The 26,767-nt window shown below is 54.1% G+C and carries 28 protein-coding genes; 6 read left to right on the top strand and 22 right to left on the bottom strand.

What is annotated here, in order from left to right; translation table 11 throughout:
* Positions 1–65 precede the first annotated feature (65 nt).
* Genes DS901_RS02320 through DS901_RS02335 form a run of 4 tightly spaced genes read left to right on the top strand, consistent with a single transcriptional unit; the run spans position 66 to position 5,141 of the window.
* On the top strand, positions 66–1,796 hold the full coding sequence (locus DS901_RS02320) for a PHA/PHB synthase family protein (RefSeq protein ID WP_181820732.1): 1,731 nt from the start codon (positions 66–68) through the stop codon (positions 1,794–1,796).
* 21 nt (positions 1,797–1,817) lie between these two features.
* Positions 1,818–2,573 carry an enoyl-ACP reductase FabI gene (gene fabI, locus DS901_RS02325; protein WP_220150208.1) on the top strand — a complete coding sequence of 252 codons (756 nt, stop codon included), beginning with the start codon at positions 1,818–1,820 and terminating at the stop codon, positions 2,571–2,573.
* Positions 2,563–3,972, top strand: a complete 1,410-nt coding sequence (locus DS901_RS02330; RefSeq protein WP_113775296.1) for a bifunctional enoyl-CoA hydratase/phosphate acetyltransferase — start codon at positions 2,563–2,565, stop codon at positions 3,970–3,972. Before fabI ends, DS901_RS02330 begins: the two co-directional genes overlap by 11 nt.
* A complete protein-coding gene (locus DS901_RS02335) occupies positions 3,969–5,141 on the top strand; it encodes an acetate/propionate family kinase (protein ID WP_113775297.1) in 1,173 nt (390 codons plus the stop codon). The genes DS901_RS02330 and DS901_RS02335 overlap by 4 nt, the downstream gene beginning before the upstream one ends.
* Before the next feature lie 336 nt (positions 5,142–5,477).
* Here DS901_RS02335 and rplP read toward each other — a convergent pair whose 3' ends face one another.
* From rplP to DS901_RS02380, 9 genes are all read right to left on the bottom strand, one after another.
* A complete protein-coding gene (rplP, locus tag DS901_RS02340) occupies positions 5,478–5,891 on the bottom strand; it encodes a 50S ribosomal protein L16 (protein WP_113775298.1) in 414 nt (137 codons plus the stop codon).
* Positions 5,892–5,903: 12 nt separating this feature from the next.
* Entirely contained in the window at positions 5,904–6,608 is a 705-nt protein-coding gene (gene rpsC / locus DS901_RS02345) for a 30S ribosomal protein S3 (protein ID WP_113775299.1), read from the bottom strand.
* Positions 6,608–6,988 carry a 50S ribosomal protein L22 gene (gene rplV / locus DS901_RS02350; RefSeq protein WP_113775300.1) on the bottom strand — a complete coding sequence of 127 codons (381 nt, stop codon included), beginning with the start codon at positions 6,986–6,988 and terminating at the stop codon, positions 6,608–6,610. The genes rpsC and rplV overlap by 1 nt, the downstream gene beginning before the upstream one ends.
* Before the next feature lie 3 nt (positions 6,989–6,991).
* Complete coding sequence (gene rpsS, locus DS901_RS02355) at positions 6,992–7,270, bottom strand: 30S ribosomal protein S19 (RefSeq protein WP_008236480.1); 279 nt, start codon at positions 7,268–7,270, stop codon at positions 6,992–6,994.
* 2 nt (positions 7,271–7,272) lie between these two features.
* Entirely contained in the window at positions 7,273–8,115 is an 843-nt protein-coding gene (gene rplB / locus DS901_RS02360; RefSeq protein ID WP_113775301.1) for a 50S ribosomal protein L2, read from the bottom strand.
* A gap of 179 nt (positions 8,116–8,294) precedes the next feature.
* Positions 8,295–8,549, bottom strand: coding sequence for a hypothetical protein (locus DS901_RS02365; protein ID WP_113775302.1), 255 nt, complete (start codon positions 8,547–8,549; stop codon positions 8,295–8,297).
* Positions 8,550–9,701: 1,152 nt separating this feature from the next.
* Complete coding sequence (locus tag DS901_RS02370) at positions 9,702–10,460, bottom strand: ABC transporter permease (RefSeq protein WP_113775303.1); 759 nt, start codon at positions 10,458–10,460, stop codon at positions 9,702–9,704.
* Positions 10,460–11,251, bottom strand: a complete 792-nt coding sequence (locus DS901_RS02375; protein WP_113775355.1) for an ABC transporter ATP-binding protein — start codon at positions 11,249–11,251, stop codon at positions 10,460–10,462. The genes DS901_RS02370 and DS901_RS02375 overlap by 1 nt, the downstream gene beginning before the upstream one ends.
* A 52-nt stretch (positions 11,252–11,303) precedes the next feature.
* On the bottom strand, positions 11,304–12,311 hold the full coding sequence (locus DS901_RS02380) for an ABC transporter substrate-binding protein (RefSeq protein WP_113775304.1): 1,008 nt from the start codon (positions 12,309–12,311) through the stop codon (positions 11,304–11,306).
* Between the two features lie 520 nt (positions 12,312–12,831).
* Between DS901_RS02380 and DS901_RS02385 the strand changes: the two genes are divergently transcribed.
* Positions 12,832–13,446 (top strand): transporter substrate-binding domain-containing protein, encoded by a 615-nt coding sequence (locus tag DS901_RS02385; protein ID WP_258546628.1) that lies wholly within the window; start codon positions 12,832–12,834, stop codon positions 13,444–13,446.
* A 330-nt stretch (positions 13,447–13,776) separates the two neighbouring features.
* On the opposite strand, the gene DS901_RS02390 is transcribed toward DS901_RS02385, so the two are convergent.
* From DS901_RS02390 to DS901_RS02430, 9 genes are all read right to left on the bottom strand, one after another.
* The gene (locus DS901_RS02390) at positions 13,777–14,565 is read right to left on the bottom strand and encodes a creatininase family protein (RefSeq protein WP_113775306.1); all 789 of its coding nucleotides are present in this window, start codon (positions 14,563–14,565) and stop codon (positions 13,777–13,779) included.
* Positions 14,565–15,488: an isopenicillin N synthase family dioxygenase gene (locus DS901_RS02395; protein ID WP_113775307.1), complete on the bottom strand. Its 924-nt coding sequence runs from the start codon at positions 15,486–15,488 to the stop codon at positions 14,565–14,567. The genes DS901_RS02390 and DS901_RS02395 overlap by 1 nt, the downstream gene beginning before the upstream one ends.
* A gap of 16 nt (positions 15,489–15,504) precedes the next feature.
* The gene (locus tag DS901_RS02400) at positions 15,505–16,104 is read right to left on the bottom strand and encodes an NAD(P)H-dependent oxidoreductase (RefSeq protein WP_113775308.1); all 600 of its coding nucleotides are present in this window, start codon (positions 16,102–16,104) and stop codon (positions 15,505–15,507) included.
* A gap of 3 nt (positions 16,105–16,107) precedes the next feature.
* Complete coding sequence (locus tag DS901_RS02405; RefSeq protein ID WP_113775309.1) at positions 16,108–16,707, bottom strand: NAD(P)H-dependent oxidoreductase; 600 nt, start codon at positions 16,705–16,707, stop codon at positions 16,108–16,110.
* Positions 16,704–18,110 carry an FAD-binding oxidoreductase gene (locus DS901_RS02410; protein ID WP_113775310.1) on the bottom strand — a complete coding sequence of 469 codons (1,407 nt, stop codon included), beginning with the start codon at positions 18,108–18,110 and terminating at the stop codon, positions 16,704–16,706. Before DS901_RS02410 ends, DS901_RS02405 begins: the two co-directional genes overlap by 4 nt.
* Entirely contained in the window at positions 18,107–19,387 is a 1,281-nt protein-coding gene (locus tag DS901_RS02415; protein WP_113775311.1) for a cytosine deaminase, read from the bottom strand. The genes DS901_RS02410 and DS901_RS02415 overlap by 4 nt, the downstream gene beginning before the upstream one ends.
* The gene (locus DS901_RS02420; RefSeq protein ID WP_113775312.1) at positions 19,387–20,247 is read right to left on the bottom strand and encodes an ABC transporter permease; all 861 of its coding nucleotides are present in this window, start codon (positions 20,245–20,247) and stop codon (positions 19,387–19,389) included. The genes DS901_RS02415 and DS901_RS02420 overlap by 1 nt, the downstream gene beginning before the upstream one ends.
* Positions 20,244–21,050: an ABC transporter ATP-binding protein gene (locus DS901_RS02425; RefSeq protein WP_113775313.1), complete on the bottom strand. Its 807-nt coding sequence runs from the start codon at positions 21,048–21,050 to the stop codon at positions 20,244–20,246. Before DS901_RS02425 ends, DS901_RS02420 begins: the two co-directional genes overlap by 4 nt.
* A gap of 66 nt (positions 21,051–21,116) precedes the next feature.
* A complete protein-coding gene (locus DS901_RS02430) occupies positions 21,117–22,112 on the bottom strand; it encodes an ABC transporter substrate-binding protein (RefSeq protein WP_113775314.1) in 996 nt (331 codons plus the stop codon).
* A gap of 250 nt (positions 22,113–22,362) precedes the next feature.
* On the opposite strand from DS901_RS02430, the gene DS901_RS02435 reads away from it, so the two are divergent.
* A complete protein-coding gene (locus tag DS901_RS02435) occupies positions 22,363–22,758 on the top strand; it encodes a RidA family protein (RefSeq protein ID WP_113775315.1) in 396 nt (131 codons plus the stop codon).
* A gap of 48 nt (positions 22,759–22,806) precedes the next feature.
* Here DS901_RS02435 and DS901_RS02440 read toward each other — a convergent pair whose 3' ends face one another.
* Genes DS901_RS02440 through DS901_RS02455 form a run of 4 tightly spaced genes read right to left on the bottom strand, consistent with a single transcriptional unit; the run spans position 22,807 to position 26,340 of the window.
* The gene (locus DS901_RS02440; RefSeq protein ID WP_113775316.1) at positions 22,807–23,559 is read right to left on the bottom strand and encodes an iron ABC transporter ATP-binding protein; all 753 of its coding nucleotides are present in this window, start codon (positions 23,557–23,559) and stop codon (positions 22,807–22,809) included.
* The gene (locus tag DS901_RS02445; protein ID WP_113775317.1) at positions 23,556–24,497 is read right to left on the bottom strand and encodes an iron chelate uptake ABC transporter family permease subunit; all 942 of its coding nucleotides are present in this window, start codon (positions 24,495–24,497) and stop codon (positions 23,556–23,558) included. The genes DS901_RS02440 and DS901_RS02445 overlap by 4 nt, the downstream gene beginning before the upstream one ends.
* Complete coding sequence (locus tag DS901_RS02450) at positions 24,490–25,449, bottom strand: ABC transporter permease (RefSeq protein WP_258546629.1); 960 nt, start codon at positions 25,447–25,449, stop codon at positions 24,490–24,492. The genes DS901_RS02445 and DS901_RS02450 overlap by 8 nt, the downstream gene beginning before the upstream one ends.
* A complete protein-coding gene (locus tag DS901_RS02455; RefSeq protein WP_113775318.1) occupies positions 25,450–26,340 on the bottom strand; it encodes a siderophore ABC transporter substrate-binding protein in 891 nt (296 codons plus the stop codon).
* Positions 26,341–26,767 lie beyond the last annotated feature (427 nt).

Below are 26,767 nucleotides of genomic sequence, written 5' to 3' on the forward strand. Positions count from 1 at the left end.
TGTTACTTGGCTGTCATTGTCTACGGCTAGACCATCATCACAAGCGATTGATGGAAAGCGTGCCTATGAAAGACCTCAATACAACGCACAATGCCGATAAATCCTTAATTCCCGCCAACAAAGGTGCAGAACGCCCCATGCGACAGCGCCTTGCCAGCGTTACCGGCGGCAGCTCGCCTGCGTCTTTGATGACTATGTGGACAGACTGGAGCCTTCATTTAGCGATGGCGCCCGACAAGCAGGTCGCGCTCGCGCAGACAGCGGCAGAGCATTGGTTCACTTGGGTAAATTACGTCTCGCAGGGGTGTCCTGACGACCCGGATATGCTGCCGATCACGGCCCCTAAGACCGACCGCCGTTTTCGTGATGAAAGCTGGGCACAGCCCCCTTTCGCGGCACTGGCGCAAGGTTTTTTGTTGGCAGAGGACTTTTGGGATCAGGCTACGACAGATGTGCCTGGATTGAGCCCCGCGCACGACCGCACAATGACTTTTGTGATGCGACAATTACTAGATTCAGCCGCCCCTTCGAATTTTGTGGCAACCAATCCTGAAGTACTTGCGCGCACAGCCGCGATGGGCGGGGTGAACCTGCAGCACGGCTTTGCACGCTGGCTGCGTGATCAGCAGGATCAGGATCATAAGACCGGCAACGCGCAGGTTGGCAGTGATGTTGCAGCCACCCCCGGTGAGGTTGTGTTCCGCAACCACCTGATAGAATTGATCCAATATGCGCCGACCACCGACAAGGTGCATCCCGAGCCAATCCTGATCGTCCCTGCCTGGATCATGAAATACTATATCCTTGACCTAAGCCCTGCCAATTCGCTGGTGCGCTATCTTACTGAAAATGGGTTCACCGTCTTCATGATTTCATGGCGAAACCCCGACGCGGGCGACGCTGCATTGGGGATGCAGGATTACTTGGATCAGGGGCCGCGCGCCGCGATTGATCATATCAGCGCCTCTACTGGCGCGCAGAAAATCCATACTGCGGGCTATTGCCTTGGCGGTACATTGTTGTCGATTGCAGCGGCGGCTATGGCCCGCGACGGCGACGACCGCTTGGCCAGCATGACCCTGCTTGCCGCCCAAACTGATTTCAGTGAGCCGGGGGAACTCGGCCTCTTTATCAACGAAAGTCAGGTGTCATTTCTTGAGGACGTCATGCAGGCCCAGGGCTATCTGGACGCGGAACAGATGATGAGTGCATTTCAGATGATGCGCTCGAACGATCTGATCTGGTCGCAGATGATCCGCAAATACCTGCTGGATGACGATGATGTCCCGATGAACGATCTGATGGCGTGGAACGCCGACAGCACACGGATGCCCTCACAAATGCATGGGGAATACCTGCGTCATATGTTCTTGAACAATGATCTGGCAGCCGGACGCTATAGCGTCGATGATCATACGGTCTCGTTGCGCGATATTCGCGTGCCCGTCTTTGGTGTGGGAACCGAAACGGACCACATCGCGCCATGGAAATCGGTTTTCAAGATCCACAATCTGAGCCATGCCGATGTGACATTCGCGCTGACAAACGGCGGCCATAACGCGGGCATCCTGTCAGAGCCGGGCCACAAGCGCCGCCATTTTCACATGCACACAACACGCGATGCTGACAAAGCGTTGGGTCCCGAAGACTGGATCACCGCGGCAACACCGCAAGATGGCAGTTGGTGGCCCGCATGGGCGACTTGGCTAGCCGATCTGTCCGGCGCGCCGGTCACCCCCCCCAAATTCGCGAAACCGCTGACGCCTGCGCCCGGCACATACGTCATGATGGAGTAAGCAATGCTACCACAAAATGAACTGTTGAAGGGTAAAAAGGGGCTGGTAGTGGGGGTCGCCAACCGGCACTCGATCGCTGCGGGATGTGCGGCCGCCTTCCGCGCATCGGGGGCTGATCTTTGCATCACCTACCAAAACGAAAAGGCGCGAGGGTTTGTAGAACCTGTGGCCGAGGCGCTGGAGGCAGAGATGTTTTTGCCGCTGGACGTCACGAACCACGATCAGACCGAAGCGGTGTTCGCCCAGTTGGAAAAGACATGGGGTAAGCTGGATTTTCTTTTGCACTCGATAGCCTTTTGTCCAAAGGACGATCTACATGGGCGTGTTGTTGATTGTTCGCAGGCTGGCTTTGGGCTGGCGATGGATGTGTCGGTCCATTCATTGATCCGCCTCGTCAAAGGGGCTGAGCCCTTGATGAAAGACGGTGGCACGATCCTGACGGTGTCGTATCACGGGGCCGAAAAGGTTGTTGATCATTACAATGTCATGGGACCAGTCAAAGCCGCTTTGGAAGCAACAACGCGGTATCTGTCGGTTGAACTGGGGCCCAAGAACATCCGGGTGAACGCGCTGTCACCGGGGCCTTTGCAGACCCGTGCTGCCTCTGGCATTGACCATTTTGATACGCTGATTGACGACGCCAAGGCCCGCGCGCCGATGCATCGCCTGACGACAATTGACGAGGTCGGGGCGATGGCGGCCTGCCTTGTGACCGACTTTGCCCGTTCCGTCAGTGGCAATACGGCCTACATCGACGGTGGCCACCATGTTGTCTGAATCTGATGCAGCATTGGAATTCATCGAAAACCGCCCATTCGACGAGATAGAGGTGGGGGATTTCGCGGAACTGGTCCGCACGTTGACGGCACGCGATATTGACGCATTTGCCGTGGTATCCGGTGACGTGAACCCGGCACATGTGGACACGGAGTTTGCCGAAGGTGACATATTTCACAAGGTGATTGCCCATGGGATGTGGGGTGGCGCGCTGATCTCGAACGTGCTGGGCACGCAATTGCCCGGGCCGGGGACGATCTATCTGGAACAATCGCTGAAGTTCCTCAAGCCCGTCGGCATTGGTGATACCGTGACCGTGCGGGTGACGGTCGCGGAAAAGCATGTTGAAAAGAAACGCCTGACCCTTGATTGCACCTGCACCAACGGGAACGGCAAGCCCGTGATTGCAGGCCAAGCGCATGTAATTGCACCTGACCGAAAAATTCGCAGACCCCGTGTGACGATGCCCGATCTGGTACTGCATAAACACGGGGCTGTGCACGCTGATCTGCTGGCACGCGCACAAGCGTTAGAGCCAATGCCGGTCGCCATCGTTCACCCTTGCGATAAACCTTCGCTTGCGGGTGCCGTGCATGCGCACGATTTGGGCCTGTTAAAGCCGCTGCTTTTGGGACCAAAGGACCGCATAGAGGTCGTGGCCGCAGAGCATGAACTCGACATCAGCCAACTGACCATCATTGACGCGCCGCACAGCCATGCCTCTGCCGAAATGGCGGTATCGTTGGCCCGTGACGGCAAGGCGCAGGCTTTGATGAAGGGGGCGCTGCATACCGATGAGATCATGTCTGCTGTCGTGTCGAAGTCCGGTGGACTGCGCACAGAACGCCGGATGAGCCATGTTTACGTTATGGATGTCCCAACCTATCCCAAGCCGCTGCTTATGACGGATGCAGCGATCAACATCGCGCCCGATCTGGCAACCAAGGCCGATATCATCCAAAACGCAATTGATCTCGCACTTGCTATTGGCATCGAGGCACCCAAAGTGGCCCTCCTTTCTGCGGTTGAGACAATCACACCGCGATTGCAATCAACGGTGGATGCTGGTGCGCTGTGCAAAATGGCCGATCGGGGACAGATCACTGGCGGCTTGCTGGATGGACCACTGGCCTTTGACAATGCGGTCTCGATGCGCGCAGTGGCCACCAAGAACATCGTGTCGCCCGTCGCCGGACAGGCGGATGTGCTTGTGGCACCCGATCTGGAGGCCGCCAATATGATTGCCAAGCAACTGATGTATCTGGCAGGGGCAGAGGCCGCCGGCATCGTCCTTGGCGCACAGGTCCCGATCATCCTGACCAGCCGGGCCGATGACGACCGGACACGCACCGCTTCGGCGGCCATCGCGGCCTTGCTCAGCAAAGCATTACGCGCATGAGCGGCATTCTGACGTTGAATGCAGGGTCCTCCTCACTCAAGTTCGGGCTTTATGAGCACGCAGATGAGCCCGTTTTGCTGGTGCATGGCCAGATTGACGGGATCGGGCAAAAGGCGCAGTTGATCCTGCATCACGGCGAAATGAAAGTTTGCGATCAGGTCGAAGCACAGACCCAACATGACGCCCTGCAAAGCGTCATGAATGCGCTGGCGCCGCATATGCGCGGGATCCACATCACTGGTGTTGGTCACAGGGTCGTGCACGGCGGCCCCGACTTTGCAGCGCCGGTTGTGCTGACCCCCACAGTCCAACGCGCACTGGCTGAATTCAGCCCTCTGGCCCCTTTGCACCAACCGCATAATCTGGCCGGTGTGACCGCCGCCCATGATGTTTTTCCAGATGCCATACAAGTCGCCTGTTTTGATACGGCATTTCACCGCGGCCACCCTTGGGTGAACGACGCCTTCGCGATACCAAGTAACCTTTATGACGAGGGCATTCGCCGCTATGGGTTCCATGGGCTAAGCTATGACTATGTGACAGATGTGATTGCGCGGGATTTCCCGGAATTGCACGCAGGTCGGATGATCGTCGCCCACCTTGGCAATGGCGCGTCGATGTGTGCTATTCGGGGCGGCAGAAGCGTCGGATCTACGATGGGGTTCTCAGCGCTGGATGGGCTTCCGATGGGCACGCGGTGCGGGCAAATTGACCCCGGCGTCGTGCTACACTTGATGGAACAAAAGGGCATGACATCGCAGGATGTCCTGACCCTTCTCTACAAGCAAAGTGGCCTGCTGGGGTTATCGGGTATCTCCGGTGATATGCGCACGTTATTGCAATCAGACACCGCCGAGGCGAAGCGCGCCATTGATTACTACGTGTTTCGGGCACGCCGCGAAATTGGCGCGCTGACTGCTGTTCTTGGTGGGCTGGACGGTTTGGTGTTTTGCGGAGGCATTGGTGAGAACGCCGGGATCATCCGGGAACGGATCACCGAGGGCCTTGATTATCTTGGGCTTACGATAAATGGCACAAGACACCCGGACCCGCGCGATATAGGCAGTGGACCTACACGTATCCTTGTGATCCCAACGGACGAAGAACGTGTCATCGCAAGAGCGGTGCGCAGCAGATCAGATTTAACAGCTGACACGGCATTTGGCTGAGCGATGACACCAAAGACGGTGCGTGCTGCACGAACGGGAGCAACCCGGCGTAATTCCATTTTCACCTGACACCCTGCTTGATCAATTAGGCCGTTCGGCGCGCTCGTTTGGTGTGGACTTCATTCTGACGCTACAGGGCGGTCCAAAGTCAACAAGCGCCAGTTTTTCGTATAAATAGCAGCGTGGCGAGGCAGAATCCAAACAGCTACTAAACTGAAAGTACAAAAAGCCCCCGCTGATTTCTCAGCGGGGGCTCTTTAACTCTACGCGGTGCGACCCGCCAATTTGCTTTGCAAATTCACTACGTCGCACTTGGTAAATTTCGCTATGCGAAATTTACCAATCTTCGCGCACCACGGTGCGTGTTTTGATAGGAAGCTTCATCGCTGCAAGGCGCAGGGCCTCACGGGCAACAACTTCGTCGACGCCATCAATTTCGAACATCACGCGGCCAGGTTTGACCTTGCATGCCCAAAAATCGATAGAGCCTTTACCTTTACCCATACGCACTTCGACGGGCTTAGATGTCACAGGGGTGTCTGGGAAGATACGGATCCAGACGCGGCCTTGACGCTTCATGTGACGCGTCATGGCACGACGTGCGGCTTCGATCTGACGGGCAGTGATCCGTTCTGGCTCAATGGCTTTAAGACCATATGTACCAAAGTTCAGATCAGAACCGCCTTTTGCTTCACCACGGATACGGCCTTTGTGCAGTTTCCGGTGTTTTGTACGCTTTGGTTGTAGCATTTATCTAGCTCCTTAGCGACGGCCAGCGCCGCGAGGAATGGAACCCTCTTGCAGCTCGGCGTGTTTACGATCGTGCGCTGACGGGTCGTGCTCCATGATATCACCTTTGTAGATGAATACCTTGATGCCGATGATCCCATAAGGTGTCATAGCTTCGAACAATGCATAGTCGATGTCTGCACGCAAAGTGTGCAGCGGAACGCGACCTTCACGGTACCATTCAGTACGCGCGATTTCAGCACCGCCAAGACGACCCGCGAGGTTGATCCGGATACCCAGAGCGCCCATACGCATTGCGTTTTGAACCGAGCGCTTCATAGCACGACGGAAAGACACACGACGCTCAAGCTGCTGACCGATGGATTCAGCAACCAAGGCTGCGTCCAATTCAGGCTTGCGTACTTCAACGATGTTCAGGTGCAGTTCAGATGCGGTCAGCTTAGCAAGTTTCTGACGCAGACCTTCGATGTCTGCACCTTTCTTACCAATGATCACACCTGGACGGGCAGCATGGATCGTAACGCGGCACTTTTTGTGCGGACGTTCGATGATCACGCGGCTGATACCAGCCTGTGCACAGTCTTTTTTGATGAAGTCTTTGATCTTCAGATCTTCGAGTAGCAGATCACCATAATCTTTGGTGTCAGCATACCAGCGGCTATCCCAGGTACGGTTGACCTGAAGACGCATGCCGATGGGGTTTACTTTGTTACCCATTATGATTGCTCCTCAACTTGGCGAACCACGATTGTGATTTCGGCAAATGGCTTGATGATCTTACCAAAACGACCACGGGCCCGCGGACGACCGCGCTTCATGATCAGGTTTTTGCCGCAATATGCTTCGGCAACGACCAGTTCATCAACATCAAGGTTGTGGTTGTTTTCAGCATTCGCGATGGCAGACTGAAGACATTTCTTCACGTCATCAGAAATCCGCTTTTTAGAGAAAGTCAGGTCAGTCAGAGCCTGCTCAACTTTCTTGCCACGGATCAGACCAGCGACGAGGTTCAGCTTTTGTGGCGAAGTGCGGAGCATGCGCAGTTTTGCACGTGCTTCGTTGTCGGCCACGCGGCGGGGATTTGTATCCTTGCTCATGGCTTATTTCCGCTTCGCTTTTTTGTCAGCTGCGTGACCATAATAGGTGCGGGTTGGTGAATATTCACCGAACTTTTGACCAATCATGTCTTCAGAGACGTTAACAGGGATATGCTTCTTGCCGTTGTACACACCAAAGGTGAGACCAACGAACTGAGGCAGGATAGTTGAACGACGTGACCAGATTTTGATCACTTCGTTGCGACCGCTTTCGCGTGATGCTTCTGCCTTTTTCAAGACATAGGCGTCGACGAACGGGCCTTTCCAGACGGAACGAGCCATAATTACCGACCCTTCTTCTTGGCATGACGCGAACGTACAATAAGACGTTGCGATGCTTTGTTTTTGTTACGGGTGCGCTTGCCCTTGGTGTCTTTACCCCAAGGTGTTACAGGCGTACGACCACCAGATGTCCGGCCTTCACCACCACCGTGCGGGTGGTCGATCGGGTTCATCGCGACACCACGTACAGAAGGACGGATGCCCTTGTGACGCATACGGCCAGCTTTACCGAAGTTCTGGTTAGAGTGGTCAGCGTTAGACACGGCACCGATTGTCGCCATGCATTCCTGACGAACCAGACGCAATTCACCTGAAGACAGGCGAATTTGCGCATAGCCACCGTCACGACCGACGAACTGTGCGTATGTACCAGCAGCACGTGCGATTTGACCGCCCTTGCCCGGTTTCATTTCGATGTTGTGAATGATCGTACCGATTGGCATGCCAGAGAATGGCATTGCGTTGCCCGGCTTAATATCAGCCTTAGCAGATGCGATCACCTTGTCACCAACAGCCAAGCGCTGTGGAGCAAGAATATAGTTTTGTGTACCGTCTTCGTACTGGATCAACGCGATAAACGCGGTCCGGTTCGGGTCATATTCAATACGTGCAACAACCGCGGACATGTCCAGCTTGTTACGTTTGAAATCAACGATACGGTAAAGACGCTTTGCGCCCCCACCAATGCGACGCATTGTGATTCGTCCGGTGTTGTTCCGGCCGCCCGATTTCGTCAGACCCTGTGTAAGGGATTTGACGGGACGTCCTTTCCAAAGCTCCGAACGGTCGATCAGCACCAACCCACGTTGGCCTGGCGTCGTCGGCTTATACGACTTAAGTGCCATGTTAGCTTCTTCCGTTTGCTTAGGAGGGCCTGTTTCCAGACCCCGATGTTATAGGCCCCCGTAGGTGCCCAGAGTAATAAAAGCCCAGCCCCGGACGAATCCGAGGCTGGGCGATTGCTGGCATATAGCGGGGAGAGGGGCTGAGGGCAAGTGGGAAGCTAATCATTATTCCCTTAATTTCATGTGGTGCAGTCCATTGCGGTGATCACAAATTCGGCCATGATCCGCCCATCCATTGTCCGATAAGTTTCAATGACCTTCCCACCACGCGCAATGAGGTCACCAAGAAATTCGGGAGCGCAAATCTCGGCGACGATGGCACCTTTGCTAGATGTGTTTACAGTCGCCAACGTTTCATCCACCCGATACCCGTAGCGAAGGGTATCACCACTAGCTTCAAGAGACTGGAAAACTGTGAATTCGTTTATCTTCATTGAAAGACCACCGCGAAGACGGTGATGACCAGCAGAGGGCCTACAAGTTGTCGCGCAAATTATGAACGCTCGCCGCTTTCCTCGGCGTAAACGTCTTTAGATTTCGCAAACATCAACCACAAATTTGTGTTGGGGATTCAGCGCTAGAAGCACTGTGGAAGAAAATGGGGCGACAAGCGCATAGGCCATAAACTTGTGACTAGGGTTTACGCTCGGTTGCGCTGCCAACTAAGAGATGCGCCACACCTATTCCAACCGTTCATTCGGTTAAACAACCCAAGATGCTATCTATTGAACGAAGAGTCTTTACACCTGTTGTCCGTACGCCAGCGCCCGGTGCAAGCGGTGGGCCAAAACCACTTACTGTAATTTCAAATCTACAATCCTCTTTAAGTATATCCAACATTTCAGCGCGTTTCCCGCGAAATATCCAACCGCCCTCGGGCAAATCGAAAACACCCATATCTGTTCTTACTAAACCGCAAAAACTTCCGGGCGACTGAGCAGGTACACTCGAACGCCTCGGGAGCCCCCAAACCCGGCGATTGCGTCCAGTGCATTCCCTTACGGCATAAACCTTTTCAATCGACACGACTATCTGCTGCCTCCCAAATAGAGGTTCAGCCACAAGCACTGAAATGACAACGGCTAAGAGAGCAACGAAGAATTTGACAAACCGCAATAGAATTCTCCCTCACCCCTAGATTGCAATGATGTGGCCCCTTATCCAATCCTCGGCTTAGGCACAATATGCGGCGCTATGGATGTCGCAGATCCGGCAACGCTGCGTGCGGTCAGTGATGAGAACACAAAACTAAAGCGGTTGCTGGCAGAAAAGATACTGAAAGCAATGGCCAACAATCTAAATATGCACATCAGGCCATTCGGGGGCCTAAGGAGGCCAGAACTTTCGATCGTGATCTGCCGGAATTGTTGGCATTGGCTGTGCCCAATAGAAAACGGCTCCCAAAGGGGTGCCGTTTCTTATCCATTAGCAGCTACCTAACAGCGGTCATGATCACTTGCTTAACAACCTCGAGGCACTGCCGCCTGCTCTTATATTTGGTATCCCAAGCTCTGCAACGAAGTGACCAAGGGGCGAACACATAATGGGCGCGCAATTTGAACACCAAAACACGCGTCCCAGTCAGCTTAGGTGCCTTCCCGATCCGCCCAACCCGCGAATGTTCGTTCTAAGAAGATCACGGCATAATACAAAACAATGCCAAGAACGGCCAAGGCGATCAGCACGGCGAACATCAACGGGTAATCACCGTTCGTCTCTCCAGACTTGAACAAGGCGCCAAGCCCGCGTCCATGTGGGCTGACGATCTCGACGAGGTTCGTGCCAATAAAGGCCAGCGTTGCGGATACTTTGAGAGCGCCGAAGAATTCAGGCAGCGTCTTTGGCAGGGCAATCTTACGAAAGATCGTGAAGCGAGATGCACCCAACGCGCGCAAGATATCACGGTATTCAGGCTCTAATGTCGAGAGGCCGATGCCGACAGAGACCGCGATCGGAAAGAAGGAAATCATGAAGGCCATGAGAATGGTGTTAAAATCATGCTGGCCGATAAAAATAAGCGAAATAACCGGCACCAATGTTGCCTTTGGGATCGCGTTAAAGCCCACGAGCAAAGGATATAGCGCGTCACGTGCGAGCTTTGAGAAGCCGATAATCATCCCGATCAATGTGCCAACGATCACGGCCAATAACAGCCCCACAACCGTGCGCCAAAGCGTCTGCCATCCCATGAGTAAAAACAGTTCTTTGTACTTCCAGAACGCTGGCGGAAGGTCTGAGGGGGACGCCATTTTATAGTTGGGCCAGCCGTTGGCCCACACCAAGAGTTCCCATAAACCAAGAAAGATTAAGATGGCGAGGACGGGTGTGATGATTTTGCGGAGCATTAGACCCCTCCTTCATCGGCACGCCCTTGGGCGATCTTGATCTGGTCGCGCAGGGTGTGCAGCATTTCGGCGGCTGGCGGGGTAAACAAAACGTCCAGTGTTCTATCGGCGGGCAGATCAACATCCATCACGTATTGTGTACGCGCTGGGCGTCCCGACAGCACGATCACTTGGTCGCCAAGAAAGACACTTTCGCGCAGATCATGGGTAATCAGGACGGCCGTAAACGGTTCCGCAGCACGTAGGTCGCGCATGGTTTGCCATAGATCTTCACGGGTAAATGCGTCAAGCGCACCGAAGGGTTCATCAAGGATCAAAACCTCGGGTTTATGCACAATCGAGCGACACAAAGATGCGCGCTGACGCATGCCACCGGACAATTCAGATGGGCGCTTGTTTTCAAATCCGGCAAGCCCAACCATTTCAAGCAATTCCATCGCACGCGCGGTACGGTCTTTTGTGGGCATCTTGGGCGCCACGATTTCAAGCGGCAAAATCACGTTGTCCAGAATGGAACGCCACTCAAGCAGCACTGGATTTTGAAACGCCATACCCACGGTTTTACGCGGGCCAGTAACGCGTTCGCCATGTAGCCACACTTCGCCTTCGTCGGGCTTCATGAGGCCAGCAACCAACTTGGTCAGCGTGGATTTTCCGCAACCAGATGGGCCAACAACAGCGGCAAAGGTGCCCGCGGGAACAGCCACATCCAGCCCGTCAAGCACGGGCAAAGGCCCGCTTGCCGTTTGATACGCATGGCGCGCACCTTTGATTTCGATGAGATTTTCGATGAGAAGAAAGCCTTTGAATGTGGGGGCGCCAGGACAGCACCCCCTCAATATCTTATTTTAGCATGAGGCTGCCATCTGCCGGCAGATAGCTTGGATCGAAATAAAGCGCTGGATCAGGATCGTTCACGAACTCATAAACCGACTTTGTCTGCTCGATTGCGTTTGCCATACGGTCGGTATCAATACCGCCCATGCCGTTTTCGATGACGTAATCAGTCAAGACGTTAGCGTCGATTGCCATTTGCAGTCGCTCGGTTTCAAGCGCGGCGTCTGCGGCTGGATTACGCTCCATTAGTGCTTCGATCGCCGCCTCAGGCGTTGCAATGGCGTCGGTCCACCCCATCGCGACGGCGCCAAGAAACGCAGTGACAGCCTCTGGGTTGGCCTCTGCGAAATCGGTGTTGACGATGATCGCGTTGCCATACAGGTCAACGCCATAATCTGCCATCAGCAGCACTGAGATATCTTCCTCTTCGACGCCTAAGCGTTTCAAGTTGAGCGTTGACGAGAATGAAAATCCAGTGATCGCGGCGACGTTACCTTCGGCCAGCATCGGTTCGCGCGTCGGGAAACCGACGGGCTCGACTGTGATCGCATCCACGTCAATTCCGGTTTCAGCCGCAAAAATCGGGAACTGCGCCCAAGCCCCATCGGGGGGCGGCGCGCCAAGGATTTTGCCCTCGAGGTCGGATGGTTCGCTAACCCCCAAGGACGGGCGACCAACGACTGCGAAAGGAGGTTTATCATAAACCATCATCACAGCAGTCACCGGGGCGTCAGGGTTCTGATCAAGGAAACGCATCAGGGAATTGATGTCGGCGAAACCCATCGGGAACGCCCCTGTTGCAACTTTTGGAATCGCATCTAATGAGCCCGCACCTTCGCTAATTGTCACGGTTAGGTCAGCGTCAGCGAAGTAGCCTGAATCTAATGCATGGAAATACGGAGCCGACGGTCCCTCAAATTTCCAGTCTAGTGCAAATGGTATCGCGGTCTCAGCCAGTGCAGGCGTTGTGATTACTGCGGCAAAAGCCGCTAGCAGTGTTTTTTCAAATTTCATTTGATGTCCTCAAGTTTCGGCAAGTATGGTTCGCCCTCGATTTGGACAGAAACGCCAGTGGGTTCCCAGAAAAGGTGCAACCAGAATAAGCGGAACTCTATTTTTGCGACACAAAATGAGCAACCATCTCAGATGTGCCTGTTATTTTGGCAATGGACAAACCCCAGGCGAGCATGGTGAATTTCAGAAAGAATGGGCTGCCTGGCTCGTTAGCGTGTTTTCTAGGTACGCCGACGAATGCGCTCGCGTTTCAGAGACAAATCCAACGACCAACGCTGGTTTGGGCCGTCAGGCAGGACCATTGGCTTCCTTGCGCCCAACATTCCGGCATCTGTCGCGCCGACACGCGACGCAGCTGTGTTCGGCGACATGAGATGTTCTACAACCCAACAGCAAGCACACCAACAACGACATGCTGTCACCAGTTGACTATGAAACCGAACAGAAGGAAAGGAATAAAGCAGGCGTCTAGGACGCTAGGAGTCCCTCATAAATCGCGTTTGGTGGCGTCGAACTCCCTGTGTATCCAGTTGGAAAAGGCCCCCAGCTGAGCGGAGGTCTTGAGTGTGAAATCACACTGGTTGCTTGGGATGGCATCATTCCGTCACTGATCGGCCAACAGATCGACGTTATCATGGCGTCAATGTCAAACACCGCTGAACGCCAGCAGGTCGGTGATTTTTCAGACAAATATTACCAGACACCGGCGGTGATCATTGCCGATAAATCCTTGGATTTTGAACCAACACCAGAAAGTCTGGAAGGCAAAATATTGGGCGTGCAAGGTTCGACCACCCACCAAGCATATGCGCAACAACACTTTGTCGATACAGAAATCCGCATCTATCAGACACAAGAGGAAGCCAACCAGGATCTTGCATCCGGCCGTAGTGACGCCGTTCGGGCCGACAGCATCGCCATGGGGATCTTTGTCGAAGAACCAGTAGGATCATGTTGCAAAATCCTTGGCGCGGTCGCGCATGATCCCGCAATTTTGGGGCTTGGTGTGGGTGCCGCCATGCGCAAAGGCGACGATCAGCTAATGGCGACAATGAACGCCGCGATTGCGCAAACCCTTGAGGATGGGACCTACGAAGAGATCACAAGCCGTTATTTCTCTGTCGCTATTTACTAAATCAAGGATACAAGAAGATGGAGACTGTGATTGCAGCGCTATAGCTTTCTGACAGTCTCCAACTTCTCGGCCATTTGCCTCCGGGGGGAAGAACCTGCTCCGGCGGCGGGCGCGCGCTCTTAAAATTGCACTTTGCGCTTATGGCAAGCTGAACGGCGGCCCTATGGCCTGTGATTTGTTTGCGTTTCATACTACGACTGTACGCGCAACCACATCAGGTGCAGGTTCGGATGTCGACTTTCGTCTGTGCAGACCGGTTGCGCTCTAATTCTCGGCACTTCTCGGCACCCGAACCCAGCTTTTCTGAGGCTACTTACTGGCGGGCTTGGTCTAGTTTGGGATCGCCGGTGCGTAGCCATCGGTGGATAAGTCACGCAATTTAGCGAGCATATCGATGAAGCCGTCCACCTGAAGCTTACAGGTAGTTTCGCCTTTGAGTGCCGTTGCAAGATGCGCTTCACCAACGGTGCCTGCACCGTTTAGATCTTTGGAAACCCATGCAAGGTTCACAGGACCAATCGGAGAAATAGGTGCGGTTTCCGCTGTCGAGCGGAAATCTTTGGCTTGTTCCATGTCGACCAGATGCGGTTTGAAATGCAGCATCAACGAGGTTTCATAATCGCCGCCGTGAATGCCAAATTTGTTTTCTTGTTCGGAAAACATGCCTGTTGGCTTTCCGAAATTCCCCCACTGGCACTTAACGACCATCATCCCCGCCTGAACCCGCAATTCGCGACCCAGAATGGAAATAAGATCAAGGTTCCCGCCATGAGAATTCACGATCACCATTTTCTTAATGCCCGCACGCGCCACGGATAGCCCGATTTCCGTCCATGCGTCCAAGGCGGTTTTGGCAGTATAGGTCAACGTGCCTTCCGCGTGGATATGTTCGTTGGATTTACCAACCGTTTGCACCGGAAGGATCAAAACCGTGATGTCATCAGGCAGCGTCGCACGTAGCTGTGCCAGCATCCCTTCGTTGATAAAGGTGTCCACGCCGACAGGCAGGTGCGGCCCGTGCTGCTCAATGGCGGCGGTCGGCAGAATTGCAATCGTCTTTTCAGGGTCAAAGGTGGCGAATTCTGTTGTTTTGAATTCGAACCAGTCGAGGCGTCTCATTATTTGGGCTCCGGTGTGTAGGTGGCATCAAGGCGGGAACGTAGATAGTCGGCGGCGCTTACTGGATCGTATTTTGCGGTCCCAGTGCCCGGTAGGGCGGTGATCACGCTTTCTGGGTTCGGGTCGAGAAAAAACGCAATCGAGCGGCGCGCGGATTTCGGCGGGAGCACACGGTGCGGTGTGGATACATACAGGTCATTGGACCACCGCATCAGGCTATCCCCGATATTAACGATATAGGCATCCTGAATGTGGGGCACATCCGTCCAATCGCCGCCGCGTGGTTTGACTTGTAAGCCTGCAACGCCATCCGTCATCAACAACGTGATCGACCCGTAATCGCTGTGCGCACCCGCGCCGATACCTTCACCATCAGGCGCTGCGGGGTAGGATAACACGCGTAGGGTCGCCATTGGTTCGGTGAAATGAGGGGCAAAATACTGCGGCGGCAGGACAAGGTCGGTTGCAATCGCACTGTGTAGCGTACGCCCGAGGTTCAGAACCTGTTCGTAGTAGTCAAGCATCACATCCTTAAAGCCTTCAATCTCTGGCCAGACATTTACGCCGCGAAACGGCTCACCGGCGATCACACGTGGGTCGTCAGCAGGCAGGTCGAGGCCGACGTTAAAGGCCTCTTTGCGATCTTTGAGACCCGAGGCTTCGTCCAAGGCTTCGCTGCCTTGTTGTGCCCAGCCGCGATTATGCGGATTTTTGGAAATCGCGACCTTGGCCTTTGTCGCGGCCGGAAGGGCGAAGAACCGATCTGCCATCGTATAAACATTCGCAATTAGATCATGCGAAACCCCATGCCCTGTTATCACAAAAAAGCCAGTCTCGCGGCAGGCCTTGCCAAGGTCGGCAACGAAACCCGTTGGATCATCACCGCTTGTGAAGCGGGTCCAGTCGAGTACGGGAATATCCATGTTGTGTCCTTTTGATCTAGGAATCGATGAGTTGATCGAGACGGGTTTTGACCACCTTCAGGTGGGCTGCACGGGTTTCTTGGTTCGAGCTATCCATCAAGAAATGCGCCGCAAACTTTGTCTTGGCGCGCTTGGCCAGCAATAGGCGCACCCCGCGCAACAAGGTTCGTTTGCCCGGCGCACCGATAAAAAACGTGAGCCAACGCGACGCACCGCAGGTTGTAAAGACGCCCAGTTTCTTGATGTGCGTCAGTCCCGGCTTGATGTCACCGCCGATGGCTTCGGGCATGATGAACGACACACCGGGCACCATGACACGGTCCAACCAGCCTTTCAGCATAGCAGGCATGCCATACCACCAAGTCGGGTAAACAAAAATCAATGCATCGCACCATTCCAGATCTGTGCAGTCGCGATCAACGCGCGCGCGGTTTTCCGGCACTGTTTCGTAAACTTCGTGGTCATGGGCTGAAAGCGTAGGATCGAACCCTTCCGCGTAAAGGTCACGCAAACGATATGCGACGCCCTTTGTCTCCAATCGTTCAATCACCAAATCTCGGATCGCGGCGTTATAGGATCCTTCCCGTGGGTGGCAGTAAATAACAAGCGCTTTCATGCCTCAGAACGTCTCCATCTCATGGCGAACCCGTTCTAAATGCGCCTTGAGTGTCGCCTCGGTGTTGCGGTTCATGTCATAGAGCCCGATATACTTTTTCTTTGGCATTCCACAGGCGTACCAAACCGCACGGGTGACGGTTTTGCGGGGTGGATCCGCGTTTTGGATGGCGCGCCAACGGGTGCCGCCATAGGTCGTGCAAGCGTAGAGTTTCTTAATGTTGGTCAGGCCAGGCCGCACTTTACCATCAACCAATTTGAACGAAATGCCGGGTAGAAATACCCGATCTAAAAACCCTTTGAGAATTGCAGGGTACCCAAAATTCCAAACTGGAAAGACCATGACAATCGCGTCAGCCGCTTTGATGCGGTCGACATAGGCCTGCACTGGCGCGATGTTTTCTGGCTCCTCGTGGTACCCTCGCCGCTCAACTTCGGTCAGGACGGGTTGAAACTCTTCTTTGTTGAGGTCGCAATCATCCACCTCCCAGCCCGATTTGGTGAGCGTTTGCACAACAACATCGTGCACCGCAGTATTGAAGCTTTCGGGGCAAGGATGGGCGAACAGAACCATGACGCGCCCTTTGGGAGTTGCGCTGCTCATGCGTCAGTCTCGGGCTTGGGTAGAATGTTCTTGTAGGAATACATATCCGCGTAATCAAAATCGGGCGCGTCCCATGCGATCATTTTTCCGGGGTTGAGCAGGCCCTTTGGGTCGGATTCGCGCTTAAAATCAAGCTGACGTTTGTCTGTGGATTGCCGCCCGCCTTCTTCAAGCGTGTAGCGGTGCGGATTGAATATCATGCAATCCATCGCTTCATGTTCTGCGACCAATTCATCAAGCGCGGCTTTGTCCATCGGTTCGACAATTGGCAGCCCTGCAAACGAAATGCCCGCGCCTTCGCGCATGACTTCAAGGTGCATGTGCAGCTTACCTTTAAACGTCTCATAGGCCGCGATGACCTTTTCGATGTCATTGCCATAGCGCACCTGCAAATAGGTGAGACCCTTGTTGAACTTCATGGCCCGCAGCGTCGTGTGGTTCCAGCCGAACTCATACATCGGGCCGGGGTTGCGATCCCATGTGTCATCATCTGAACGGTAGATCACATTGGCGCCTTCAAAGCGTTCAAGCAAAGTCAGCATCCCATCCATATTGTGGGGCGCGACCATCAAGCCGACAAGATGATCATCTTCTGTGACGTGGGGCTTCACGCGCTGGAAAAAAGCGTGTGCGATTGGCGCTGCATAGACTGACGCGAGCTTAACCAAGAGCCCAGGTTCGGCAGTCACTGCCCCTGCGTACTCTGTCGCGGCGCGAAAGCTGTCGAAACGAACGAACATTTCCGTCCAATCGTAGGCGGGCGCGAGCGGCAGTTCCAATTCGGTGATGATACCGTTGGTGCCATAGGCGTGGGACACACGGTGGAGTTCTTCGCCGGTGAATTCCAAAACACGTGGCTCGGCCTCCATCGTGACAACACGTAGGCGTTTGATGTTGCCAATATCGCGCAACGCACCCCAAGTCGCAGAGCCGACACCGCCAGACCCGCCAGCGATAAACCCACCGATAGTGGCCTGCGAATAGGTCGAAGGGAACATACGCAGTTCTTGGCCACTTTTTGCCTTCAGCTCATCGTCGAGTTCCTTAATAACCGCACCCGGTTCGACAACGACGAAACCGGTACCAATTTCCTTGATCTTGTTCATTCTCGCGACGTGGATGACGCAGCCACCGGCAAGCGGCATGGCTTGGCCGTAGTTGCCAGTTCCGCCGCCACGCATTGTGACAGGCACGTCGTGGGCGTAACAAACACGCAGGATTTCGATGATCTCTGCTTCGGACTTTGCATTGATAACAAAATCCGCTTCAAGGTGGTCCATCGCCTCCTTCAATACAGGAGAATACCAGAAAAAATCGCGCGATTTATTGCGGATGGTGGCGGGGTTCTGTTCCATGTCGAGATGCGACAGTGCGGCTTTCGCGGCTTGGATATTGGGGGTCATGGTTTGCTCACAATCGGGTCGAGTTCAGAGTAGGAAGGAAGGGTGCGATCTATCGGATCGCCGTCACGCAAGACGATGCGATCTGATTGCGGGCGGGCGAAAAACTCGGTCCAAGTCCGCGCGTTGCACAAGATCAAATCTGCGGGGGAACCAGCAGTCAAACTAGGTGTGTCAAATCCGCAGGCGTTTGCGGGATTGGTCACAAACGAAGCAGGCCAATCGGTTTGGCCGTGATCAAGGTGCGCAATCCGCGTTGCTTCGCGCATGACTTCGATCATGTCCAGATCACCGTAGGCGTAGAACGGATCACGGGTGTTGTCCGACGCAAAGGAAACGCTGACGCCTGCCACCTTCAGTTCATGCGCCATCGTGACACCGCGCCAACGCGGTGTGCGCCCCGCCTCGCGATCTTGCAGGTACATATTGCACATCGGAAGCGAGACGACATGCAGCCCCGCCTTAGCAACCAGCGAAATGATCTCTGCAGCGACATCATCCGGCATGACGGAAATTGAACAGCAATGGCCCACCGTGACCTTGTTCTTGAACCCAAGTGCAAGCACCGTTTGCGCGATTGTGCGCAGTGTGTCCGACGTTGGGTCATTGGTTTCGTCCACGTGAAAATCGACATCGAGGTCATATTTTTGCGCGAAGTAGAAAAAGTCGTTAAGCCGCTCTTGCAGGTCGGGCACCGGATAGGTCACCGCACCAAGGATATTGCCCGTTTCCGCGACAAGTTGGGCAACCTCAGGGAACAGATCTTTGTCGCGAAACACGCGGTCAATCGCAACAAGACAGGACGCCTGAAGCGTGATCTTGCCCGCCCATTTCTTTTGCAATTTCGCCACCACGCCAAACGACGATGCAGCAAGTTCATCGGCGCTGTCGATATGGGTGCGAATAGCCTTAGTGCCATGGGCATAGGCACAACGCAGCGCGAAATCCATCCGCGCCTCGACATCAGCGGCGGTCCAATTCGGATGGTCTTCGCGCACGGTTGTCAGTGCGCCCATGAACGATCCGTCAGGGTTCGATGCCCGCGGCCAAATGTGCCCTTTGTCCAGATGCGTGTGCATATCGACAAAGCATGGCAAGGCCATTGCGCCATTCATCTCGATTACAGTTTCGGCCGGTTGCCCAGCGTCCGTTGATGTAATCATACCATCTTTGATGGTTAGGTCTGTTGTAATCAGGTCTCCGTCTTGGCCTATAAGACAGGCGGGGACGGTTAAGTTTCGAAGTGTCTTCGCGCCGCTGGGCAAAACGCAAAATTCCATTAATTCTCCCGTTTGATGGCGCTTTCGTGCCATTTGTGTAAAAGTGCGTGGCTAAGTAATGAAGCCAGCGTGAATATCACGACACCCGTTGCCGCGATCAAAAGAAGTGCAGCGAACATACGTGGGATGTTCAACCTGTAACCCGCTTCAAGGATCCGAAACGCGAGCCCAGATCCAATACCGCCTGTTCCGGCGACATACTCGGACACGACAGCGCCAATCAGCGCCAAGCCCCCTGCGATCCGCAATCCTCCAAGGAAGTACGGCAGTGCAGTCGGCAGTTGCAGATACCGAAGCCGCTGCCAGCGCGTCGCGCCGTAGATTTTATAAAGGTCGCGCAGATTATGATCGGTCGAGTTGAGCCCAAGCGTCGTGTTGGACAAGATTGGAAAAAACGCCACGATCCACGCACATAACAACAGCCCGGCCAAGCGATTGTCGACATATATAAAGATCAGCGGTGCAATCGACACGACGGGCGTGACCTGCAAAATGACTGCGAACGGGTAAAACGCCATTTCGAAGTACCGCGACTGGGTAAACAAAACGGCCAGCCCAACACCGCCCAGAACTGCAACCGCAAGGGCCATCAACGTGATCTTGAGCGTCACCCAAAGCGCGTCCGATAGCATCCCCCAATCTTCGATCAAGGTTTCAATAACAAGCCCCGGCCCCGGAAGAATATAATGGGGAATCTCATTCCAAACGACGAGCCTATCCCAAAGAAAAATGGCAAGAAGCAGCATCAATACTGGAAGGGTCCATTTCGCTATTTTGTCCCGGCGTTGTGCACGGGCGTACTGCAACTCTTCTAAGTCGACTACCGGTGACTGGGTGTTTTGCATTTCTGGGGCGCTCATGCGGATGCCCTTTCACCATGTTGGTTCATCGCGCCATGCAGCGCATCGGACGCCTTACGGCACAGTTCGGCATATTGCGCAGAGGTTCGGAATTCTTCGGTGCGCGGGTAGGGGGCGTCAACGGTGACCTCTGAAGAAACCCGACCGGGGCGCGCGGCCATCACGACAATGCGGTCAGATAGGAAAACAGATTCAAACACCGAATGGGTCACAAAAATCACGGTGCATTTAAGTTTATCGCGCAGCATCAGAAGGTCGTTGTTCAGCTTGTGGCGCGTGATTTCATCGAGTGCGGCAAACGGTTCATCCATTAGGATCAAACGTGGTTGCGTCACCAGCGCGCGGGCAATCGAAACCCGCATCTTCATGCCGCCTGATAATTCGCGCGGATAGGATTTTTGGAAACTCTCCAACCCCACCATCTTAAGTGCCCACATAATATCACCGCGCACATCATCGAGCGATTTTCCACGCAAACGGTGCGGCAACCATACGTTCTGCTCAACCGTTGCCCAGGGCATCAGCGTGGGTTCCTGAAAGACCACACCAAGGTCCCCTTCGTTTAACCCGCCGTTCCACGTAATCTGTCCCGACGTCTGGCGCATCAGACCCGCGATAAGGCGTAGCGCCGTCGATTTTCCGCAACCTGATGGGCCCAGCAACGAAATGAAATCGCCTTGGTTAACTGTCAGATTCAGATTTTTGAGGGCCTCGACGTTGCCATTAAAGACCTTGTCGATGTTAGCCATATGCAACAGCGCGTCGCGTTGTCCCAAAGGTGGGATGGAAGAGGTATTGGACATTTCAGACTTTCTTGAGCAAGGACAGGGGCGAATAAATGCCGCCCCTGTCTTCAGTTCATGGGCGCATTACCGAAGGTCTATGCCAACCCGCGCATTGACAAATTCAGTGGTATACGCGGCCGAATAATCAATATCGCCTTCGATGACGCCAGCGTCGACCATTTTTGCGTAGAAGCCGTCGATCTGTTCGTCTGTCATCGCGCCGATCCCAAGCTCAAGCGCGTCACCACTGTCAACGATGCCTTCTGACAACATCTTTGCAATGGCGAAGTCGATTTTGTCCTGCGTCATGTCAGGATTGGCTTCGATGATCATCGCATCAGCGGCAGAGTGATCATTATAAAGGTAGTTGTACCAGCCCGTGATTGAGCCCTCGACGAAGCACGCGACCTGTTCGGGGTTTTCGGCGATCGTGTCTGCCATTGTTTCAACGGTCGTCGCGTAGGTCGTGTAGCCGGCATCTGCGATCAAAAAGATGTCGGGTTCAAAGCCAGCTTCTTTTTCGATCACATAAGGTTCGGACGACAAGAAGCCCTGCATCGCCATGCCTTCGTCCGCAACGAATGGGGCGGGGTTAAAGGTATAGGGTTCGCGTTGCTCAACGGTGAAACCGTATTCGGCGATCATCCATTGGTAATAAGAAGCAAATCCGTTGTCACCGATCAGCAATGTCAGGTCCTTAAGATCTGCGAAGGTTTCTGCCTGACCTGGGTGAGAAATGATAACCTGTGGGTGCTTTTGGAAGGTTGCCATGACAGCAACAACAGGGATGCCTTCTTTGGCAGCGTTGAACGCCTGCAACAGATCGCCGCCCATGTGGTAATCAATACGGCCAGCCAACATGAGCGCGCGGTTGTTCACCTGCGGTCCGCCGGGCACGATCGTGACGTCCAATCCGCATTCCGCATAGGTGCCGTCGGCTACGGATTGATAAAACCCGCCGTGCTCGGCTTGGGCCAGCCAATTGGTCCCGAATGTTACGGGCGTAAGGTCTTGCGCGGTTGCGCTGCTTGCTGTCACAGCAGCAAGCGTGGCGAACGTTAAAGATTGCTTGAGGGTCATAAAAGTCTCCATGGGTGAATTCCGAAAACGATCCTAGCGGGCTGTTTTCGTGATAATCACGGACCGACAGGCAGTTCTTGTGACGGGGTGAATGGTTTAGATTAAACAATGTGCACTGATAACATGGCTGCTGATTAAATGAGCGAAGACGACCGCCTTAGACCATCTTTAAAGCGCACCCTATGCGTGCGTGCGCAATACGTGGCATCAGGTAACGACTCACATTTAACGCATGAGGAATCCAAAAATCATGACCAGAGCCGTCAATCCGACCACGATCGCGCCGCCATTTGGCAATTATAACCACGGCGTCATCAGCCCCGCATCCGGTCGTTTGGTTGTCACGTCTGGTCAGCTTGGGCTTGCCCCTGACGGAAATTGCGCTGCTGATGTACGTACACAGGCTGAACAGTGCTTTGCCAACATAGACGCGATCCTGAATGGCGCGGGTTGTGGTCGCGCTGATATCATTCGCCTCAGCGCCTTTGTAACGGACCGCGCCTTTTTCGCGGACTATATGGCAGTGCGCGATGAATGGCTGGCTGGCGTTGCGACCCGTCCTGCATCCACGCTGTTAATCGTGAGCGGCTTCACCCGCGAAGAGTTCAAAGTCGAAATCGAGGCAACCGCTGTCTGTCAAAGCTGAGTTGCCCAATTCCATCGCTGGCAAGGGGCATGGATTGGCTGGTAGCGTTTACATCAACACCAGATTTGTACCTTCGACCGTTACCACAGGTGCATCAGTTTCAAAGACATCTTGCACCAGCGCTGAATCGACAATCTCTGCGGGGCGGCCTTGTGTTATGACGCTGCCGTCTCGCATGGCAATGATCTGATCCGCATAGCGGCTGGCCACATTTATATCATGCAAGACGATGACAATTGTCTTGCGGTGATCCTCACACATGCGTTGCAAGGTTTTCATCAACGATCTGCCGGCCGCGATATCAAGGTTGTTCAGGGGCTCGTCCAGCAGGACATAATCCGTGTCTTGGGCAAAAATCATCGCGATATGCGCGCGCTGTTTCTGTCCGCCTGAAAGAGTATCTAGCGTGCGGTCCGCGAATAAGTTTAGCCCGAACATACCCAAGGCTTGTGCGACTTTGGCATCGTCTTGTGCCGTAGGCCGACCGCGATTGTAAGGATACCGCCCAAAGCCAACCAGCTCTTTTACAGTTAGTCGCGGGGTATGATCCGCCATTTGTGGGAGGATCGATAAATGCTGGGCCAAAACCTGATCAGAACATGCCCCAATTTCCAACGCATCCACATGGATACGGCCTGTTTGCAGGGGTTCCAGACGCGCGATGAGTGACAAAAGCGTCGATTTCCCGGCCCCGTTAGGCCCTATAAGTGCTGTAATACCACCCTGCGCAATCTGAGTTGTCACATCGTTGAGAATACGTTTGTCGCCAATCGCGTGGGACACGCCTTGAATGGAAATCACCGCCCCGATCCTTTCAGTAATAGTGCTAAAAAAACTGCGCCGCCGAGCAGGTCGATCACAACAACAAGCGGTGTTGATAAGGCCATGACATGTTCCATGACCGCTTGCCCGCCTACCAATGTGATGGCAGCGATTAGACCCGCGCTCGGGATAAGGATCGCATGTTTTTCGCTTGGTGTGATAAGCCGGGCAAGACTGAGAACCAACAACCCGAGAAACGCGAGCGGCCCGACCAACGCGGTAGAGACCGACACGAGTATTGCAATGAGGATCAAGCTCTCTAATTCCAAGCGGCGCGGCGGTTCGCCCAGTGACATCGCGGTGTCACGGCCAAGTGCCAATACGTCGAGGCGGTGGCGGATTACCCAACATCGCAGCAATGCTAGTCCTGAAACACCGGCTGACAATGCGAGAAGATCGGTTTCGATCTGGGTGAACCGCGCAAAGGACGCAGCTTGAACCACGGCGAACTCGTTTGGGTCAATCATCCGTTCTAAGAAACTGGTTAAGGACCGAAATAATGCGCCAAAAATAATTCCGGTCAGGACCATGCGCAACAGGTCCCCACGTACAGATCGCATGAGCGTTCCAAACAACAAAAGCGAGGCTATGATCAACGCCGAGGCCGTGACCAAAAAGACGATCTGTGGGGGCGCGCCTGCCACCGTCATCCCACCAAGCCAAAACACCGCACCGCTAAGCAACAGCAGATAAAGGGCGTCAAACCCCATAATAGACGGTGTCAAAATACGGTTTTGTGTGATTGTTTGGAACAGAAGGCTTGCCGTCGAAACCGTGCACCCAACAAGGATCAATGCACCAAGTTTGGCCCCACGAAACGGGAGAACAAAACTCCACGGCGCGCGCACGCCCCACAGCATGTAGAACGCACAGCTCAACAACAGCAAAGCAAATAGACCCCATAAACGCCTATTCATGGCGGGGCCTTTGGAAAATAAGCCACAGAAATAGAAGAGTCCCGATAACGCCAAAGACGGTGCCCACCGGGATTTCAAACGGGTGGCGCAAAACGCGACCGATAATATCGGACGCCAAGGTCAGTAATGCCCCCATCAGCGCAATCAAGGGAAGGGTGTTGCGCAGGTGATCCCCCACGAGGCGCGAAACGATATTGGGGACAACCAATCCCACAAATGGGATCATGCCGACGGTTGTAACCGTCAATGCAGCCACAACAGAAATCGCAACCAATCCAATCAGCATCGCCTGCGTGTAATTGAGCCCAAGGTTGATTGAGGCCGTGCGCCCTAAGCCAACAATCGCAAATTGATCGGCGGCAAAATAAGTCACCAAGGCAACAGCTGCAGCGATCCACAACAATTCATATCTGCCTTGAATGACGCCCGAAAATTCCCCATTCATCCAAACGCTGATGTATTGAATCAGGTCCGCTTGATAGGCGACAAAGGTGACGCCGGCACCGATGATCCCGCCATAGACAAGCCCCACCAACGGTACGAGCAATGGTTGGGTTGGCGGCAAACGTTGGACGATGGCTAAAAATCCAAGGCTCGCGCAGAGAGCGGCGATGGAAGCCAGTACCATTTTGACGATCAGCGGTGCCGCCGGAAAGAAAATTGTGACGATCAGAATACCCAATCCGGCCCCGGGGCCCGTTCCGGTTGTCATCGGTTCAACAAAGCGGTTACGGACCAACATCTGCATGATCGCCCCAGCGATCGCGAGCGATGATCCGCAAATCAGTGCAGCGGCTGTCCGAGGAAAACGGCTTATCACTAATAGCTCGAATGCCGCGGGATCGTGCCAAAGGTCACCGAGTGACAGATCAATCACGCCGATAAACAGAGAAAGGATAGACAAAAGGGCGAGTCCAAACAGGCCCGCCCAAATATAAATTTTTAGGGTCAATTAGGTGCCAGAAAACGCGTCAGCGAACTGAGTCAACGTGCTGATCATTGATTGAATGCCGCCACCGGCGATGTAGATGTTCGCGCTATTGAGGTAGATGACATTGCCAGACTGCCATGCAGATGTTTCTTGCACCAATGCGTTATCAAGCGTGGCAGCGGCGGCCTCACCTTCTTGGCCGACGGCAGCGGCTCGGTCGATGACGATCAAGATGTCAGGGTTGGCATCACGAATGAACTCAAAGCTGATCGCTTCACCATGGGTGGTGGTTTCAACGTCGACAACAGCTTCGGGCAGGTCCAGTGCAGTGTGCAACCATCCAAACCGGCCTGCCGCGCCATATGCGGATACTGTTGGCCCATTTGTCATAACGATCAATGCGCTGCCCTGGTCAGCGACAGCGTCTTTGGCGGCGGCCAATGCGGTGTCAAAATCAACACGCAATGCGGCCGCTTCGTCCTGTTTGTTAAAAATGTCCCCGTATGCTGCAAGGCGGGCAAGGCCTTGCCCAACTGTATCTTCCCAGATCGTCATATCCACCGTGGGTGTGATTTTGGCCAAATCAGGGGCCACAGAAGAAGACCGCCCGCCTGCGATCAAGAGGTCATAGCCGCCCGCAGCGATTGCTTCGAAGTCAGGCTCGAACAGCGAGCCGACGCTCTCGGCGCCTTCAGCCGTGTCCGCGACATAGTCCACAAACAACGGTGCAACAACGCCATCAACATGGACCCCCAAAGCATCCAAAGTATCAAGTGCGGCTATATCAAATACCGCGATACGTTCGGGACCGGTCTCAACTTCGACGGGGCCTGTATAGGTTTCAACAGTGACGGTGTCAGCAAATGCTGGCGATACAACCAACATGAATGCGAAAAGCGAATAGCGCAGCATAAGATGTTCCTTTGAGGCTAAAGCGTGGCTCACCGGGCGGCTGGCTGCGAAATTCACCGTTTGATTAATTCAGGGAGGCGGAAGAGTCTAGATAAGTTGATTGTTTTTATCGGAAATACATTTAAGCCCTTGAAATGCATTTCTCGAATGACAGTAACCCGGTAAAAGGCAGCTAAAATCGCTTCCAAAAACCACAACTGTGGACGATTTTGAGGCCTCAATTTATGCGCGTTTCGTCGTCCCCAGACGCCGCCTACAACACCTTTACATGCTCAAGCTATCGAACCATTCACTCACAGATCTGAGATTTCATCGGTTCATAGAAACGTCTGCCCAACCAAGTGTTCGGACATTTGAGGTGTCCCTAGATTTGTAGACGGTTTGCTTGGTAATTTTGGAACCAAGGAGAGACGGATATGAACAAGGG

The organism is Loktanella sp. D2R18 (assembly GCF_003318235.1).
Classification (GTDB): Bacteria; Pseudomonadota; Alphaproteobacteria; order Rhodobacterales; family Rhodobacteraceae; genus Yoonia.